The sequence below is a fragment of the Micromonospora sp. NPDC005291 genome (assembly GCF_040607415.1).
Taxonomy (GTDB): Bacteria; Actinomycetota; Actinomycetes; order Mycobacteriales; family Micromonosporaceae; genus Micromonospora.
In genome coordinates this window covers 161,818-178,294 of sequence record NZ_JBEXGR010000013.1, presented here as the reverse complement: position 1 = coordinate 178,294, position 16,477 = coordinate 161,818, and the positions used below count along the sequence as shown (strand labels likewise).

At 69.2% G+C, this 16,477-nt stretch carries 13 protein-coding genes; 6 read left to right on the top strand and 7 right to left on the bottom strand.

Features of this window, described 5'->3' with window-relative positions; genetic code table 11:
• Positions 1-93: 93 nt before the first annotated feature.
• The 3 genes from ABZT18_RS19265 to rph form a co-directional block, all read right to left on the bottom strand.
• On the bottom strand, positions 94-2,346 hold the full coding sequence (locus ABZT18_RS19265; protein ID WP_354996086.1) for a hypothetical protein: 2,253 nt from the start codon (positions 2,344-2,346) through the stop codon (positions 94-96).
• 182 nt (positions 2,347-2,528) lie between these two features.
• Positions 2,529-3,602, bottom strand: a complete 1,074-nt coding sequence (locus ABZT18_RS19260) for a glycoside hydrolase family 43 protein (protein ID WP_354996085.1) — start codon at positions 3,600-3,602, stop codon at positions 2,529-2,531.
• A gap of 130 nt (positions 3,603-3,732) precedes the next feature.
• On the bottom strand, positions 3,733-6,330 hold the full coding sequence (rph, locus tag ABZT18_RS19255) for a rifamycin-inactivating phosphotransferase (RefSeq protein ID WP_354996084.1): 2,598 nt from the start codon (positions 6,328-6,330) through the stop codon (positions 3,733-3,735).
• A gap of 222 nt (positions 6,331-6,552) precedes the next feature.
• Here rph and ABZT18_RS19250 point away from each other — a divergent pair, with 222 nt between their 5' ends.
• On the top strand, positions 6,553-6,933 hold the full coding sequence (locus ABZT18_RS19250) for a hypothetical protein (protein WP_354996083.1): 381 nt from the start codon (positions 6,553-6,555) through the stop codon (positions 6,931-6,933).
• 13 nt (positions 6,934-6,946) lie between these two features.
• Entirely contained in the window at positions 6,947-8,467 is a 1,521-nt protein-coding gene (locus tag ABZT18_RS19245) for a hypothetical protein (RefSeq protein ID WP_354996082.1), read from the top strand.
• A gap of 11 nt (positions 8,468-8,478) precedes the next feature.
• Here the strand turns inward: ABZT18_RS19245 and bla are convergent, their stop codons facing one another.
• Positions 8,479-9,405: a class A beta-lactamase gene (gene bla, locus ABZT18_RS19240; RefSeq protein WP_354996081.1), complete on the bottom strand. Its 927-nt coding sequence runs from the start codon at positions 9,403-9,405 to the stop codon at positions 8,479-8,481.
• Between the two features lie 91 nt (positions 9,406-9,496).
• Here bla and ABZT18_RS19235 point away from each other — a divergent pair, with 91 nt between their 5' ends.
• From ABZT18_RS19235 to ABZT18_RS19225, 3 genes are all read left to right on the top strand, one after another.
• The gene (locus ABZT18_RS19235; RefSeq protein WP_354996097.1) at positions 9,497-10,159 is read left to right on the top strand and encodes a HEAT repeat domain-containing protein; all 663 of its coding nucleotides are present in this window, start codon (positions 9,497-9,499) and stop codon (positions 10,157-10,159) included.
• A gap of 6 nt (positions 10,160-10,165) precedes the next feature.
• Positions 10,166-11,179, top strand: a complete 1,014-nt coding sequence (locus tag ABZT18_RS19230; protein ID WP_354996080.1) for a HEAT repeat domain-containing protein — start codon at positions 10,166-10,168, stop codon at positions 11,177-11,179.
• A gap of 274 nt (positions 11,180-11,453) precedes the next feature.
• Positions 11,454-11,750 carry a hypothetical protein gene (locus ABZT18_RS19225; RefSeq protein ID WP_354996079.1) on the top strand — a complete coding sequence of 99 codons (297 nt, stop codon included), beginning with the start codon at positions 11,454-11,456 and terminating at the stop codon, positions 11,748-11,750.
• Positions 11,751-11,851: 101 nt separating this feature from the next.
• On the opposite strand, the gene ABZT18_RS19220 is transcribed toward ABZT18_RS19225, so the two are convergent.
• Positions 11,852-12,874, bottom strand: coding sequence for a saccharopine dehydrogenase NADP-binding domain-containing protein (locus ABZT18_RS19220; RefSeq protein ID WP_354996078.1), 1,023 nt, complete (start codon positions 12,872-12,874; stop codon positions 11,852-11,854).
• A gap of 96 nt (positions 12,875-12,970) precedes the next feature.
• Here ABZT18_RS19220 and ABZT18_RS19215 point away from each other — a divergent pair, with 96 nt between their 5' ends.
• A complete protein-coding gene (locus ABZT18_RS19215) occupies positions 12,971-13,927 on the top strand; it encodes a helix-turn-helix domain-containing protein (RefSeq protein ID WP_354996077.1) in 957 nt (318 codons plus the stop codon).
• Positions 13,928-13,942: 15 nt separating this feature from the next.
• On the opposite strand, the gene ABZT18_RS19210 is transcribed toward ABZT18_RS19215, so the two are convergent.
• Positions 13,943-15,985: a glycogen debranching N-terminal domain-containing protein gene (locus ABZT18_RS19210; RefSeq protein ID WP_354996096.1), complete on the bottom strand. Its 2,043-nt coding sequence runs from the start codon at positions 15,983-15,985 to the stop codon at positions 13,943-13,945.
• 12 nt (positions 15,986-15,997) lie between these two features.
• On the bottom strand, positions 15,998-16,360 hold the full coding sequence (locus ABZT18_RS19205; protein ID WP_354996076.1) for an SCP2 sterol-binding domain-containing protein: 363 nt from the start codon (positions 16,358-16,360) through the stop codon (positions 15,998-16,000).
• Positions 16,361-16,477: the final 117 nt, after the last annotated feature.

Sequence of the window (16,477 nt, the reverse complement as noted above, 5' to 3'; positions counted from 1 at the left end):
TTTGGGGTTTTTTTTTTTTTTCTTGGTTTTGGGGTCTTTGTTGTTCCTCGGGGGGGGGGCGGGGGGGGCGGCCCGGCCCCCGACGGACCCCGGTCAGCTCACCGGGAAATGGATGGTGAAGGGGATGTTGTTCTTCTTCAGACAATCGAGCACAAGATCTGACGGGCCGAGTGAGTTATACCCACCATGCGGCATGAAGTGCCAGTGGGCTCCCTTGATCTTTGTGTCTCGGAACTGCGGGTTAATCTTGTTGTCCCGCAGGATCTTCTCCTGCTTGGTCGGGTCGGAATACCACTTGTCCTCATCGCACTGAATGAGATTGTGGCGGTCGTGTTCGGTCGGGACGCCGGTCTTGACCTCGTGGAGGACCCAGCCTTCAGAGGTGTGCTCGCCATAGTCGACCGACCGGCCGCTGGGCTCGAACTGCCCTGGCTCGCCGGCCTGCCTCAGCCAGAGCTGGGGCCGGCCGCGAGTGGTGTCCTGACGGTATCCCATGAGTTCGTCGATGAAGATGTTCTGACCGTCGTTACGGCCCGTGGCCCATCTGACGTTGGGGCCGGGGACGTGCAGATTCAGTCCGTTGGCGCCCACCGCCTTGAGCGCGAAGTGGATCTTCTGGAGGTCGGTGCGCTCACCACTGAGCAACCGATTGAAGTTGCTCTTGCTGATTCTGCCGGCGGCGGCGGGTGCCAGACCCTCCGGTTCGACGAGGGCTGCCCAGACCTCCGGCATGATGAGCTCATAGGTGAGCTCCTTGACGGTGTCGGGGATCTTGTCGTATTTGGCGATGAACCGGGCCGCCGGCGTCAGGCGGTGGGCGTACTTGAGGACGAACTTCGAGACCTTGGCGGGGATCGCGATCGCGTCACCGACGTAGGGGACGACGCCGAGGATGCTGAGACCCGCGCTGACCCACTCGCCGTGGATGAGCGCGGCGATCGTGTCGCGGATGTCGGCGAGCCCGCCGAGGATCCAGCCGACGACCGGGATGACGCTCAGCCCGCCGCCACACAGGTTGCCGGCGAGCCACGCCATCGAGTCCTTCTCGGCGAAGTCGCCGGCGAACATGCCGAGCAGGAAGTCGGAGACGTACGTCCACTTGCTGATCTGCTCGTCGAATCGGCCAGGGTCGAGGCCCTGGGAGTCGGCGTTGGCGACCTCGTAGTCGTCGCGTAGGCCGTCCCCGTCGGTGTCCTGGACACGTGGGTTGATCGAGAGGTCGTCCTCGGTGAAGTCCGAGAGCCCGTCGCCGTCGGTGTCGACGTTGGCGGGATCGGTGAGGCCGTCCTCCTCCACAAGGTCCGGCAGGCCGTCGCCGTCGGTGTCGGTGTCCGTGGGGGCGGGGACGATCGGCGGGACGTCGCCGGGTGTCGGCGGAGCGCGTGGCTGGTCGGCCACGAGCGGATTGCTGCCCTGAGCCACCTCGGCACCGTCAGTGGCACCGTCGCCGTCGGTGTCCGGGTCGGTGGGCGAGGTGCCGAGCCGCTGCTCGTCGAGGTTGGTGAGCCCATCGCCGTCGACGTCCTCCGCGCCGTCGGCGACCGCGTCCTGATCGGTGTCGACCGCGTTGGGCCGGGTCCAGCCAGCCAACTCGGTGATCTCGAACTTGTCGGTCAAGCCGTCACCGTCAGAATCGACCAGCAGCGGGCTGGACCCGAACCGCAGCTCCACCACATCGATGACCCCGTCGCCATCGTGGTCGCCGTCGTAGGTGATGCCCAGCCGGGTCAACACGCGGAAACCGTCGCCCCAGGCTTTCGACGCGTGGACCGTCGCCGGCTCCGGATTGGCCTTGGCCAGCATCGTGTCGGCCTTGGCCAGGCTGGCCTTGGCCGCATTCAGGTCCGCGAACGCTGCGGCCAGCCCAGCCGGTGCGGGCGCGGGCGGGGGACTGGCCCGGAACGGCCCGATCGTCGCCTCGGCGTCCTGGATCGCGGCGTCGGCCAGCAGGCGCAACCCGGACAGGGTGTCCACCAGCGCAACCACATGTGCCTGCTCGGCCTCGCCGTTGGGCGGGCTGGCACCGGAGAGGCGACTCTTGAGGAACGACTCCAGATGTTGGAGGTTGTCGAACACCGTCGCACCGTCGGCGGCGCCCTTGAGCCGGGCGCCGTCGAAATACCGGCTCTCGACGTCCGCCAGCACCGGGGCGATCCGCCTGTCTCCCAACCCGCCCTCCACGTACGGCCGAAGGGCCTGGAGGGACTCGCGGATGTAGACCTTGGCGTCGCTGGTGTATCTGGTGGTGGGGATCTTGGCGACCTCCACCTCCCAGAGGCGTTTCTCCCCTGCCGACGCCGGGGCGCCGACGAGCGCCACCGGTGCGGCGACCAGTGCCGCAACCACAGCGGCAAGTCTTGAGCGCAATCGTCTTCTGTGTCTCACCGACACCTCCGCCTATGCGTTCCGAACAAAGATCTCGCTACAATATCTACCGACATCTCTGTCCAAGGCCCCGCCGGAATTAGTGTCCTATGCGCGCACGCCGATATGTATTGCGGGTTAAAGTGACATCCGCCGCAGCTCGATCATTCGAAGAACTTGATGCTGAATCCGGTGTCGGCCGTCGGGCCGGGCACGTTGGCGCGGCGGTAGGTGGTGTTGCCCCACCAGCAGAAGGTGCCGGTGTACCAGTACCGGTTCGCCCAGGAGTACGGGGTGCCCTTGGGTACAGCGTGGAACATCAGCGGGAACCTCGGCCCGGCGGGTGGGCTCGTGGCGATGTCGCCGTTGAGCAGCACGAAGCTGTGGTGGCCAGGCCCGTTCACGTGCAGGGTGGGATCCCAGCCGGCCATCATGGTGGCTCGGTTCGAGCCGAACAGGCAGCCGTTCGACTTGTACCAGTCCCACACGTACGTCGGGTCGCCACCCGCTCGCAGTCGCAGGTCGGCGAGGCAGTACTGATCACTCCAACTGCCGTTGGCGGAGTAGACGATGTGGAGTTGCCCGTTCGGGTCCTTGATCGCCTCGGGGGACTCGTTGATGTACGGGTTGCCGACGACCCGCTCCCAGCTCTCCCTTGGTTGGGAGATGACGTACCGGTTGCCGGTCGGGGTGAGCGGGTCGCTCATTCGGCTGAGGTAGATGTTCTGTTCGACGTTGGTGTCGCCGGCCCATCCCGACCAGACGAACCACCGCTGCCCGTTGAAGGTGAACATGCTGCCGTCGATGGCCCACTTGCCGCCGGGCAGGGCGAGCTGCCTCTCGGCCGTGTAGCCGCTGGCCGGCGACGCCGAGTTGATCGCGTACATGCGGTGAGCGGTGCCGCGCCCGGCCGAGAAGTAGATGTAGTAGCGGCCGCCATCGGTGACGATCTCCGGAGCCCAGACCTCACCGAGGTTGCGGCTGTCCGTCCACACCTGCCGCGCGGGTGCGGCGGCCAGCGCGTCGGTTGACGCTGCCTGCCGGACGGCGATCCCGCCGTTGAGCGACTGGACGGAGATGTAGGTGCCGCCGACGCGGATCACGCTCGGATCGGCGGCCCGCAGACTGGTCTGTCCGGCTGCCGCCGGACCGGCACCGGCAGCGGACAGGCCGGTGGCGAGCACGGCGGCCAGCGTGATGGAGAGGAGTCGTGGAAGGGTTCGGTTACCGACGTTCACGATCGGGATTCCTCTCCTCGCAATGAGCTGGCCAATGGCCGGTCGCGGCCGGAGCGGACAGCAATCGACATCGATAGATTAGGGCACTGGAGGAGCAGGGCGTGACGGCAGCAGACACGCGGACCGTCGGTCACGGCAGAATCTCGACGTACCCGTCGCTTCCGTGCACGCGGATCCGCTGCCCGTCGGCAATCAGCCGGGTGGCATCGACCACGCTGACGACAGCGGGCAGGCCGTACTCGCGTGCGATCACCGCGCCGTGTGTCATCAATCCTCCGACCTCCGTCACGAGGCCGCTGATGGCGACGAAGAGGGGCGTCCAGCTCGGGTCCGTGTGGGTGGTGACGAGGATGTCACCCGGTTCGAGATCAGCCTGGGCCATGTCCAGGATGACGCGGGCGCGCCCTTCGATGGTCCCGGCGGAGACCGGGAGGCCGGCCAGGGCGCCGGTCGGAACGTCGTCGCGTCGGTATGCCCCGGTGATGGCCTCGCCGTCCGAGGTCAGCACCCGGGGCGGCGTGAGCGTCTGGTACGACCGGAACGCCTCCTTGCGCCGCTGGACGAGCTCGCCATCGACCTGGTTCGAGCGCACGACGTCGTGAAGCTCCTGGAACGTGAGGTAGAAGATGTCCTCCTTCTCGGGGAGCACGGTGGCCCGCACGAGGCGCTCGGCCTCGTCGAGCAAGGCCTGCTTGTAGACGAAGTAGCGGCTGACGATGCCGTACTTCGGGTACTCCCGATAGCCGATGAAGGTCCGGACCCGGTCGATCATCCGCTTGGTCTCGTCGGCCTTCTGCTCCCCGTCCGGCAGTGCCCGCAGGCGTTCGAGCACCTCCTGCTCCTTTTTCCGCGCCGCCTGCCGCCCCTCCTCGAATCGCCGCGCCGCGGCGCCCGGCTCGAAGAGTTTGATGTTGTCGAGGACCAGGGGCACGAGCGTGGTGGGGCGTTCGCGCCAACGCGGCCGCGTGATGTCGATCTCGCCGACGCAGCGCATGCCGTACCGGTCGAGGTAGGACTCGAAGGCGTCGCGCGCTTCGGTCCCGCCCGCGAACTTCGGCAACTCGTCCAGGAAGTCGTCGTCCTCGACGCCCTGTAGGAACGCCACCACCTCCGGATGTGGGCGGATCACGTCGGCGACGTCAAGCAGCGCCAGCCCCATCTCCGACGTGATGTTGCCGGGGGCCGACAGCGTGAGGGTGTCGGCCGCGTTCTTCTCGCCCAGCCATTCCCACAGCTGGTCGTTGAGCCACCAGGTGGCCCCCATCCCCGCCATGATCGCCTGCATGCTCAATGGATCACCGAGGTTCCGCTTGTGCTCCTGGAATGCCTCCAGCAGGTAGTCGAACAGCGCCACTCCGGTCAACGTCGCGATGTCGCGCCGCAGGGCGGCGATGGAGGTGTGGCTGCGCTCGATCAGCTCGGTGACGATGGCCGGATCGGTCTCGATCGGTGCGGGTGCGCCGCCAACCGCTGGCCCGCCGGGACCACCGTCCGGGAGCGTCGGGATGAAGTCGGGGCGGTCGAGGACCGTCTCCAGCGCGTCCCTGATCAGCGGATCGGACCTCCCCACCATCTCCAGGAAGCCGGCGCGGCTCGTCGGCGATGCCAGCAGCCGGGTGGAGTCGACGAACAGCCTCCCGCCGGCCTCGTGCATCGGCGCCATGGCCGTCAGCTGCCACATGGAGAGCCCCAGCGGCTTCATGGCGTCGGTCATCATCTGCTGGTGACCGACGGAGAGGTAGACGTGGTTCTCCCCGTCGCCGGCCGCGGGGATCGGGAACAGTGTGGTGATCGGCCGGCTCTGGACGATCTGGAAGTCGTCGTCGACCAGGCACCATTCGATGTCCTGCGGGCGGCCGAAATGCGCTTCGATCCGTCGCCCGAGCTGGACGAGCCGCACGACCTGCGCGTCCGTCAGCGCCGGCTGCTCCTGCCGCTGCGGGTCGATCGTCACTTCCTGAGTCCCGCCAGCGGGCAGGGCGTGGATGGCACGCTGTTTGGCAGCGACCGTCCTGGCGACGATGCCGCCGTCGCGCACCGTGAAGACGTCCGGGTTCACCAGGCCGGAGACGAGGGCCTCGCCGAGACCGAAGCTGGCTTCCACGGTGGCGACCTTCCGGTTGCCCGTGACAGGGTCGGCCGTGAACAGGATGCCGGCCGCATCCGGGAAGACCATCTGCTGCACGACCACCGCCATGTCGACCGTACGGTGGTCGATGCCGTTCCGCAGGCGGTAGGTCACGGCCCGCTCGGTGAACAACGACGCCCAGCACCGGCTGACGTGCTGGAGGATCGCCGCCGACCCCAGGACGTTGAGGTACGTGTCCTGCTGCCCCGCGAAGGAGGCCGTCGGCATGTCCTCCGCCGTGGCGCTGGATCGCACGGCGTAGGCGGCCTGCTCTCCGAGCCGGGCGAGTGCGCGGGTGATCGCCGCCGCCAGATCGCCAGGGATGGCAATCCCTTCGATGGCCCGGCGGATCTCCGCACTGAGCGCGCGGATCGTGTCCCGGTCATCCGGGTTCAGGCGCGACAGCTGATCGAGCCGGTCGTTGATCGACGCCGCATCCGCCATGATCCGCCGGAAGGCGGCCGTCGTCACGCAAAAACCAGCCGGTACGCGAATGCCGTCGATCCGCGACAGCCCGCCCAGGTGGGCGGCCTTGCCGCCGACGACCGCGACCTGCGTCTCGTCAACCTCTTCAAGATCCAACACATGCATCGACAACACACCCACGTCGTTCCCCCCATTCTTCGCCGGTGCTGAGCCCGGCCGCCGATTTTGCGGCACCACCCGGGTCTTGCCGCAAGCCCCCCAATGCGCTATACGTTAGAAGTGGCAGGGAGTGCGATCTTCCTGCCTTTGCTTTTGTCGCCCGGCGCGGGCATCCCCGGCGGCACTACGAATGGTCCAATAGGGCCAGCGTGGTGACGCATCGCTGATGGAGGACGCGTGGACGGTGTGGAACTGCTTCTCGCCGCATTGACGCTGGGTGTCACGACGGGGGTTACCGACGCGACCAGCGCCCTGGTCCGGGACGGCGCCGTCAACCTTCGGGGTCTGGTGCGGCAGAGGCTGACCGGCCGTGGCCAGGAGGCGCTGCAATCGCTGGAGGCGGACGAGACCGGTTCGGGCGTCTGGCAGGTCCGCCTCGCCGAGGATCTCATCCGCTCCGGCGTCGACCGGGACGAGCAGATCCTCAGCATCGCGCGGGACCTGTTGGCGCGGGCCGAGGCGGCCGGCGGGGGGACCGAGATCGGGCCTGTCGACCTGCGGGGGGCGCAGGGCGTCCAGCTCGGCAGCAGCAACACCCAGCACAACACCTTCCACTGAGGCGGTCGGGCAGATGGGCGGCAGCGACCAGCCGGACGACAGCCGTTCGCGAGGTGTCGACGCCCGCGACTCACGGGGCGTGCAGATCGGCGACAACAACGTCCAGCACAACAATTACGCCCCGGTGGTGCGGTCGGCGTACCTGGCGGAGGTTCGCCGGATCGCCCCGGCCCGGCTGCTGAGCCGGGAGGCCGACCTCGCGCGGCTCGCGGCCTTCTGCGCGGGCGACGGCCCGGACGCCTACCTGCGGTGGGAGGCTGCCCCGAGGGCCGGAATGACGGCACTGTTGTCCTGGTTCGTGCTTCACCCGCCGCCCGGCGTGCGGGTGGTGTCGTACTTCGTCGTCGCGGGCCGCACCGAACGGGAGAACCGCGACGCGTTCGTCGATGTGGTGCTGGAGCAGCTCGTCGAGCTGACCGACGGGTCGATGCCGGGCCATCTGACCGGGTCGACCCGGGAGGCGCACCTGTTGGGCCGGTACACGGACGCGGGCGAGGCGTGCGCACGGTGTGGCGAGCGACTGGTGCTGGTCGTCGACGGGCTGGATGATCGGCGACACGCGTCCGGTGTCGCGGTGCTGTTGCCGGACCGGCTGGACGGCGGGTTGCGGGTCGTGCTCGCCACGGGCATCGGCTGGCGGATCCCCGACGACCTGCCACAGCGTCACCCGTTACGGGAACCGAGCCGTCCCGGCCTCCTGTCACCGTTCGTCGGTCCGGCGGAAGAGGCACGGCGCAGGGCCGACCAGGCCCAGCGGGACGACGAGCGCGGCCGGCGGGAGGCGGAGCGGCAACGCGCCGCGGACGAACGCCGGAATGCGCAGCAGCGGGTCGACCAGTGGCGGTCCGCCGAAGCGACGCGGACCACCGCAGCGGCCCGGTTGGCGGCCGTACGGCGGGCGCTGGTGTTCGTCGGCGGTTGGACGAGCGCCCTCGTGCTCCTCGCCTTCCTGGCAGGGGCCTGGTACGACCTGCGGGTCGCGGGCATTCTGAGCGCCCAGATCGTGGTGGGCGGTCTGGGGGCCACGCTCGGGCTCGCGCCGGCCGCGTTCCGGCTCGGTGCCGCCTACGATCCGGCGCTGCGGTCGCCCGCCGCCTGGTTTGCGTCACCCCGGGTCATGGTGGTCCGCGTGGGCGCCGCGCTGGCCGGTGGCTGGTTGACCGGGGCAGGCGCGGCCGACTACCTCGATGCCCGCCATGACCGGCTGCTGGAGCGGTCCCTCGGCCTGGGTGGGGTGTTGCCCTCCTTCGAGGAGGGGGTGGCGTTCATCTTCCTGGTGCTGGTCGCGCTTGGCTGCGGGGTGGCCGGTCTGCACGTCGCCAGCACGGCCATCCGTCCGTGGCACGAACGGCACCGGGCGGGGGAGCGCACGTACCGGGCAGCCACCGACGCCGTGACTGCCGCCGCCGAGCATGAAGCGCATGCCGCGATGGCCGCCGACGCGATGTCCGCGAAACCGGCCGTTCGGGCCCAGGCGTACCAGGAGTTGTTGACCCGGCTGGCCGGCCAGGCGCGGCGTCAACCGCCGCGGTGAGGCCACCGCTGTCACAACTGGGCGACGACCACCCTGGTGGCCTGGGCGATGAGGGCCTCGTCGTGGCTGGCGTCCTTCTCGTCGCGGCTGGACAGCACGGCGAGGACGATCGGGGCGCGGTCGGGCGGCCAGATCACGGCGATGTCGTTGCGGGTGCCGTACCCGCCGGTGCCGGTCTTGTCCCCGACGCCCCAGCCGGCGGGCACCCCGGCGCGGATCAGCGCCCCACCTGTGGTGTTACCCCGCAACCAGCCGCACAGAAGGTCGCGGTCCGCGGGCTCCAGGGCGTCCCCCACGGTGTACGCCCGAAGGTCGTCCGCCAGAGCCCGCGCGGTGCTGGTGTCCCGCCTGTCGCCCGGCTTTGCCTCGTTGAGGTCGGTCTCGTAGCGGGCCGCGTCGGTGACCGTGTCGCCGACCTCGCGCAGCTCCTTCTCGAACCCCTGCGGCCCTCCGAGGTGCTTCAGCAACAGGTTGCCAGCCGTGTTGTCGCTGTAGCGCACGGCGGCGTCAGCGAGGGCGCGCAGGCTCATGCCCTCGGCGACGTGCTTCTCGGTGACCGGTGAGTGCGTCACCAGGTCCTTCGCCGAGTACCGCACCACACGATCCAGCTCGGCGTCCGTGGTCTCGTCCAGCACCTCGGCGGCGGCCAGCGCCTTCCACGTCGAGGCGTACGCGAACCGATCGTCGGCCCGGTATTCCACCCTGCGGCCAGTGCCCGTGTCGACGGCGTAGATTCCCAGCCGCACCTCGAACGTCTTCTCCAGCCGTTGGAACTCCTGCGGGGCGGCCGGCGATGGGGCAGTCGGCGACGGCGTGACCGTCGCCTCCGCGCCCCGCTTCCGCACGTCTGCCACGTCGGCCGTGCCACACGATGCCAACGGAACCAGGATCGACGCCGTTGCCACCGCGGTCGCCAGACGTCGTACCGAAACAGCCATCGTCATTCCTCTCCGGTCGCGGGATGGTGCCCGTTTGACCTTGACACAGTGACAAGGTCTTCACTGGGTCGAGGAGGGGGTTCCGATGACCATGCCAGAAATGGACACGATCACGATGCGGGCTCTCCAGGGGTTGGAGAACAGCAGCTCGTCGGTGCGGCTGCGCGCGGCGCTGGCGGTCGGCACGACCCCTGACCTACGGTTCGTCGACAAGCTCATCGAGCGATCCGCGATCGAGCCGGAGTTCTACGTCCGCGAGATGCTCACGTGGGCACTCACCCGTCACCCCTCCGCACTGACCGTTCCGAAGCTCATCGACGAACTGCGCTCGAAACGTGCGCAGGCACGAAGTCAGGCGTTGCACACGCTGTCCAAGATCGGTGATCGGCGAGCGTGGCCGGCGATGACTCGGGCGCTGCTGACCGACGCCGACGACGAGGTGGCGCGCAGCGCCTGGCGAGCAGCGGTCGTCCTCGTGCCCGACGGTGCTGAGCCCGAGCTGGCCGGCGTGTTGTCGACCCAGCTCGGACGCGGCAAGCGGGAGACGCAGTTGAGCCTCAGCCGGGCGCTGATCGCGCTCGGTGAGCTGATCATGCCGACCCTGCGGGCCGCGACGACGAACCTCGACCCTCTGGTGCGCGCGCACGCCATCGCCACGGAACGGTTGTTGCGCGACCCGGATGCCGGTTTCGAGTTCGCGGTCGAGGAGGCGAAGCGCGCCGTAGCCCTCGGCAGGACCAGCGAGCAGGGGTGATCGGCCGTGTTGATCGGTGATGTGGCACGACGGTCCGGGGTGAGCGCCCGCATGCTCCGGCATTACGAGTCGCTCGGCCTGGTACGGCCAACTGGTCGTACCGGCGCTGGCTATCGCGACTACTCCCCTGAGGACCTGCGGCTGATCTTCCATATCGAGAGCCTGCGGTCATTGGGGCTGTCGCTGCGTGACGTCCGGCGCGCGCTCGATGATCCCGGCTTCACACCCTCGAAGCTCGTCGATGACCTCATCCGCCAGACCAGAGAGCGCGTCGCGGCCGAGACGGAGTTGCTCACTCGACTCCGTCGGGTCGGTGGCGCGGAACCCGCCGGCTGGGACGATGTCCTCCAGATCGTCGCACTCCTCCAGGCATTGAGGTCGGAGAGCGCGGGGAGGCGCCAACGCGCGGCCCTGTCCTCGGTCGACGAGGTTCCGGTGCCAGTGGAGGCACTGGTCGAGGCGGCGCTGAGCGAGACGGACCCGAACGTCGCTGGAGCCCTTCGATGGGCTCTGGCGCAATCGGGCGACGGCGGACTGGCGCTGCTGGCCGAGGGTCTCGGCTCACCAGAAGCCGAGGTGCGGAAGCGTGCCGTTCAGTCCATCGCCGAGATCCCGAGCGCCAGCGCAACCAGGCTGCTGCGGGATGCCCTCGCGACCTCCGACATCGTGGTCCGCAGGTACGCGGCCCTGACGCTCGGGGCACGGGGAGTGGCCGAGGCGGTTCCGACGCTCATCGACCTGGTCGTCGCGGAGACGAACGACGTCGAAGCAGCCGACGCGTTGAGCGCGGTGGCGAGCGAGCCCGCGATGGCGGATCAGATCGCGGCCAGGCTCGTCGACCGCCTCGCCCACGGGACCGCTGACTCGTCCGCACGTCGGCGGCTGACGCAGGCGCTCGCGGACATCCCGGGGAGCACCGCCACCCGTGCTCTCATCGATCTGTCGCAGGATCGAGACCCTGTCGTCGCGCACACGGCGGCGTACATTCTCACGCTACGCGAGACGCAGCCTTCCCTTTGACCGTATGCACAGGACTCGCCTGTGCCAAACGAATTGATCATCTTTGGGACATCGGCTAGCGTGCGCGTCCGTGAAGTCTTCTCGTATCGTCTCTGCCTTGTTGATCCTCGCCGCTACGACGGCCCTCGCCGCCTGTGGTGACGGAGATTCGACGACGACCGCCGGATCCACGACGCCTGCCCCCACGTCCGCCGCGCCATCCTCAGCAGCGACCTCCGCCGCCGCTCCGCCGGCCTCGCCAGCCGCCACGAGCGACAAGGAGCTCTGCGAGTCGGTGAAGAAGGCCAGCGACGAGATGAAGGCGGAGCTTGTGAAGGTCGCCACGGCTGGTGAGACGTCGGCGGCGGATTTCAAGAAGATCCTGACGGAGCTGGAACAGAAGGTGACCACGGTGGCCACGGCCGGCGGTGACAGCAAGATGGCCGCCGCGCTGCGGCAGTTCGGCGCCGAGGCGTCCAAGGCCGCAGCGGCGGCGGACCCGGCGACCGCCGCCGACAACCCGGCCTTCGAGAAGGCCGGCAAGGACATCACCGCCGCGTGCAAGGCGGCCGGAGTCAGCGTGATCCTCTGACCCTCGCGGCTCAACTGACGCCGGCTGGCTGGGCAGCGGGCGGGTACATCGCCCACCCGCCCAGCCGGCCGGCGTGGCGCGACTGGCGACGCTGGCCGGCCTCAGCCGCTGATCAGCTCGACCGAGATGTGCGCGGACAGCTCTCGGAGGAAGTCGGGCGCGTCGAACATCGCGCCGGCGGATGCGACGCCGCTGGTCCTCGTCTGACCGGCGAGAATGCGGCGGACCGCTTCGACGGCCAGGGGTGCGCTGATGGCGTAGATGTCCTGGCCGCTGGCAACGACCCGTCGCTGCGTGTCGCCGCGACGCACGACGACGTCGACCGTGAACGTCTGCGCCGACCGGCCCAGGTCGTCGACCGCGACCGGTGCGTCCGCAGCCGCCAGGTCCGTGGCGGCGTCGACGGTCATGTACGTGCGTACCTCGGGAATGGCCAGGTGGCTGGGGACGGTGACGACGTCGGCCATCGTGAACTCGCCGAGGACCCGCCGTCGGCCCAGCGGGGCGGGAAAGTCCCACTCCAGGCTCGGCAGGTCGCCCTCGCCGGCGTAGTACTCCAGCCGGCCACCGCTGTAGCGGACACGCTGGCCGTCGCGGCGCTCGCGCGAGACCGTGCCGGCGGCGACCGTTCCGGCCGTCGGGTGCCAGCTGCTCAACCCGTACGCGACGTGCGCCTCGTCGGCCGACGTCCAGTCGCCCATCGCCATCGTGACCAGCAGATCGCCCAGCCCGCCGAAGAAGGCCATCGCCGGGACCACCGCGACGCCCGCGGCCTGGGCGCGGTCGGTGACGTGCGTGAACGTGTCGAGGTTGGCCTCGATCTCGGCCGCCACGTCCACGTACGGGATCCCGGCGCGCAGGGCAGCCTCGATCACCGGGGCGGCGGTCGAGGCGAACGGGCCGGCGCAGTTGATGACGGCGTCCACGCCCTTCAGGGCCTGGTCGAGCGAGGTCGGATCGTCGACCGACGCCACCCGGTAGTCGAGCCCCGACGCCGCCAACGCCCGGAGCTTGCTCTCGTCGCGGCCGAGGAGCAGCGGCATGAACCCGCGCTCGCGCAACTCCGTCACCACGAACCGTCCGGTGTGTCCGTACGCGCCGAACACCGCAACACTCTGAGCCATCTCTGGTTCCTCCTCGCAGATCAACTACGAAGAGCCTCGCAGCGGCGGCCGGCTCGGACCAGTGTCGGGAACGCCATGACCCGTACAGTTTCGGACATGACCACTGTCGCGTTCGCCGCCACCGACGGAATGCTGCACTTCGAGCTCGCCCTGGCCTGCGAGGTCTTCGCCCGCGACCCCTCCGGCCTGGCGGACCCGTGGTACGAGCTCGTGGTCTGCGGGCCGAGCGCGGTCCGGATCGGCCGATTCCTGATGGAGCCCGACGACGGGTTGGACCGACTCGCCCGCGCCGACACCGTGATCATCCCCGCGGTGGAGGACATCGACGCGGACGTACCCCCTGATCTGCTCGACGCCGTCCGTGCGGCCCACGCCGCCGGCGCCCGCATGGTCTCGCTGTGCACCGGTGCGTTCGTGCTGGCCGCCGCCGGGGTGCTCGACGGGCTACGCGCGACCACGCACTGGGCCCATACCGAGGCGCTGGCCGCCCGTTATCCCCGGGTGCGGGTCGACCCCGACGTGCTCTACGTCGACAACGGCGCCGTGCTCGCCTCCGCCGGCAAAGCCGCCGCGATCGACCTGTGCCTGCACCTGATCCGCCGAGACCACGGCTCGACGGTCGCCAACGCCGTCGCCCGCCGATTGGTCGTGCCGCCGCATCGGGCCGGCGGCCAGGCCCAGTTCGTCACCACCCCGGTGCCGGCCCGCGACGACCACCCGCTCGCCAACCTGTTCCCCTGGACGATGGAACGGCTGGACCGACCGCTGACCGTCGAGGACCTGGCCCGCCAGGCCAACATGAGCTCACGCAACCTGGCCCGTCACTTCAAGTCGGCCACCGGCACCACCCCGTTGCAGTGGCTGTCGACGCAGCGGATCCGTCGTGCCCAGGAGCTGTTGGAGAACACCGGCGACAGCATCGACGTCATCGCCGAAGCGGCCGGCCTGGGGACCGCCACGACGCTGCGCCGACACTTCCACCGCACCGTCGGCGTACCTCCGGACGCGTACCGTCGCACCTTCCGCAGTGTTGGGCCCTCAGCGGAGTCGTGATCGGCATCCGGGCGGCTAGGGCTGGTCGGGGCGGTGGCGGGCGAAGGCGTCGACCTTGCCCCAGCGGCCAGGGATGTCCAGGAGCGCGATCCGTCCGAAGGCGGACGGCAACGCGGGGTCCACGGCCAGGTGGTCCTCGTGCGGATTGATGCCGAGCAGGGTGCGGATGAGCAGCATGGACGCCCCGCTGGACCACGCCTGCGGACTGCCGGCGGTCGGGTACCGGACCGGGTACCGGGTGGTGTTGCGGTCGAACCCGCCGAACGCCTCGGGTAGCCGACCCTGGAAGTAGGTGGCGGCGGAGAGGATGCTCTCGGCGATGCGACCCGCCTCACTGGTGAACCCGTAACGGCGCAGGCCCCACGCGATGAACGAGTTGTCGAACGGCCAGACCGTGCCGTTGTGGTAGCCGAGCGGGTTGTAGCGGCGCTGCCCCTCGGCGAAGGTGCGCACCCCCCAGCCGGAGAAGAGCGCCGGACCCATCAGGTGCTCGACGACCCGCGAGGCCCGCTCCGCCGGCACGATCCCGCTCCACAGTAGGTGCCCGATGTTGGAGGACAAACTGTCCACGGGAGTGCCGTCATGGTCGAGCGCGAGGGCGTAGAAGCCCCGATCCTCCAGCCAGAAGTCGCGGTTGAACCGGTCGTACAACGCCGCCGCCTCGTGCTCCAGCCGGTCGGCGAAGTCGGGGTCACCCCAGACGGTACGAGCCAGCCGTGCCCCTCGGATCTTGGCGTCGTAGGCGTACCCCTGGGTTTCGCACGTGGCCCTCGGGAAGCCCGGCAGTCGTCCGTCGGCGTAGGAGATGCTGTCCCAGGAGTCCTTCCAGCACTGGTTGTCCAGGCCGGTGGCGCGGTTGCGTCTCTCGTACCAGATGTAGCCGGTGGAGGTCAGATCCGCGTACAGGTCGATCCAGGCCAGGGCGGCGCGAGCCTCCTGCTCCAACTCGAGCACCAGCGCCGTGTCGCCGCTCCACCGCTCGTACTCGTCGAGCAGCACCACGAACAGTGGCGAGGCGTCCACGGTGCCGTAGTAGGGGGAGTGGGGTTGTTCCTCGAACGCGGCCGACTCCCCGTAGCGCAGCTCGTGCAGGATCCGGCCGGGGTCCTCCTCCAGCACGTCGTCGGTGCGGGCGCCCTGAAGCGAGGCGAGGATCCGCAGCGTCGGTGGGGTCAGTGACGGTGTGACGGGCAGGGTCTGCAGGCAGGTCAGCAGGCTGTCCCGGCCGAACAGGGTCATGAACCAGGGCAGCCCCGCAGCGGGCACGGTCGCGCCGCCGAGTGAGAGCGGGGCGAACCGCAGCGCCGCGAGGTCCACCAGGCTGCGGCTGTACACCTCTTGGAGGGCGGGGCTGTCGGTGTCCAGTGTCGGGGCCGCCGCGATCCATGCCCGCACGCTCTCCGGCAGGGTGGAATCGTCCGGCCGCTGCGCCCGGAGAGCGGAGCGCAGGTCGACGCCGTCCGGGCGCAACGCCCGCATGGCAGCCTGCAACCGCGTCGACCACTGCTCCCCGGGCCGTAGTCGCACCGTGAACCGAAGGCCGTTCGGGTCGAAGTCGGCCGGCGTGCTCGCCGACACGACAACTTCACGGTGGTAGGTGGCGCGCCGGTAGCCCAGGCGCAACTCGTCCGAGCCGACCTCGGTGTAGTGACTGCCGGTCTTGTCACCGATGTCGAACTTGATCTCGAAGATGTCCGCGAAGTCGGCCGCTACCTCCAGCCGTATGTCGAGATCCATGTCGTGGTCACCGTAATTGAAGATCGTCAGCGACTCGGTGAGGTCCGCGCCGATACGCCTCCGCCGGATGGCTGACACGTCAGCCTCCACGTAGTCGACGGCCCCGCCCGGCACCACGAAGAACGCGACCTCGTAGTACTGGCTGTCGTCCACCGAGAGCGCGGTCATGCGTTCGCCGTTGATGGTGAGCACCCAGCGCGACAGGAAACGCGAGTCGGCGGCGAACAGCCCGACCGGAGTGGCGGGGGACGACTCCACGTCGCCGCTGGCATCCGACACCATGAACGTGTTCCCATCGATACACGACACGGTGCCCGTGATGTCCCTCATCGGTCACTCACCGCCATTCGAGGTGTTCTGTGCCTGCAACTCGGGTGCGCGCGGGAACAGTCGCCCGAGTCGCAGCGCCAGGGCGAGGTCACCGTCGACCAGGATGTCGCCCCGGGTGATCGCCGCCAGACCGTTCACCTCACCGCGCGCCATCGCCTCCGCGACCTGCGCGGACACCCTGATGACAGTGGTGGCGGGACCGCCGCTCCTCGTCACCTCCATGTGGCCATGATCGATATTCAGGAGCCATTGCTCCAGGTGGTCCCCGTCCTGGATGTCGAATCGCACGCTTCCCCGCACCTTGCTGAAGCGTGGATCCTGGCAGGCGACGGCCAACCGATCGAAGAAAGCACTGGTCGCCGTCATCCGACCTCCGCAGACGCTGGTAGGAGCGCAGGTCGGCTACCCGCTGCACGCGGCCGTTAACTCCGTGGCGCTTCCCGCGCTGGCCGCTGCCCAGCCGGGGGGAGACCGGTCCCTTCC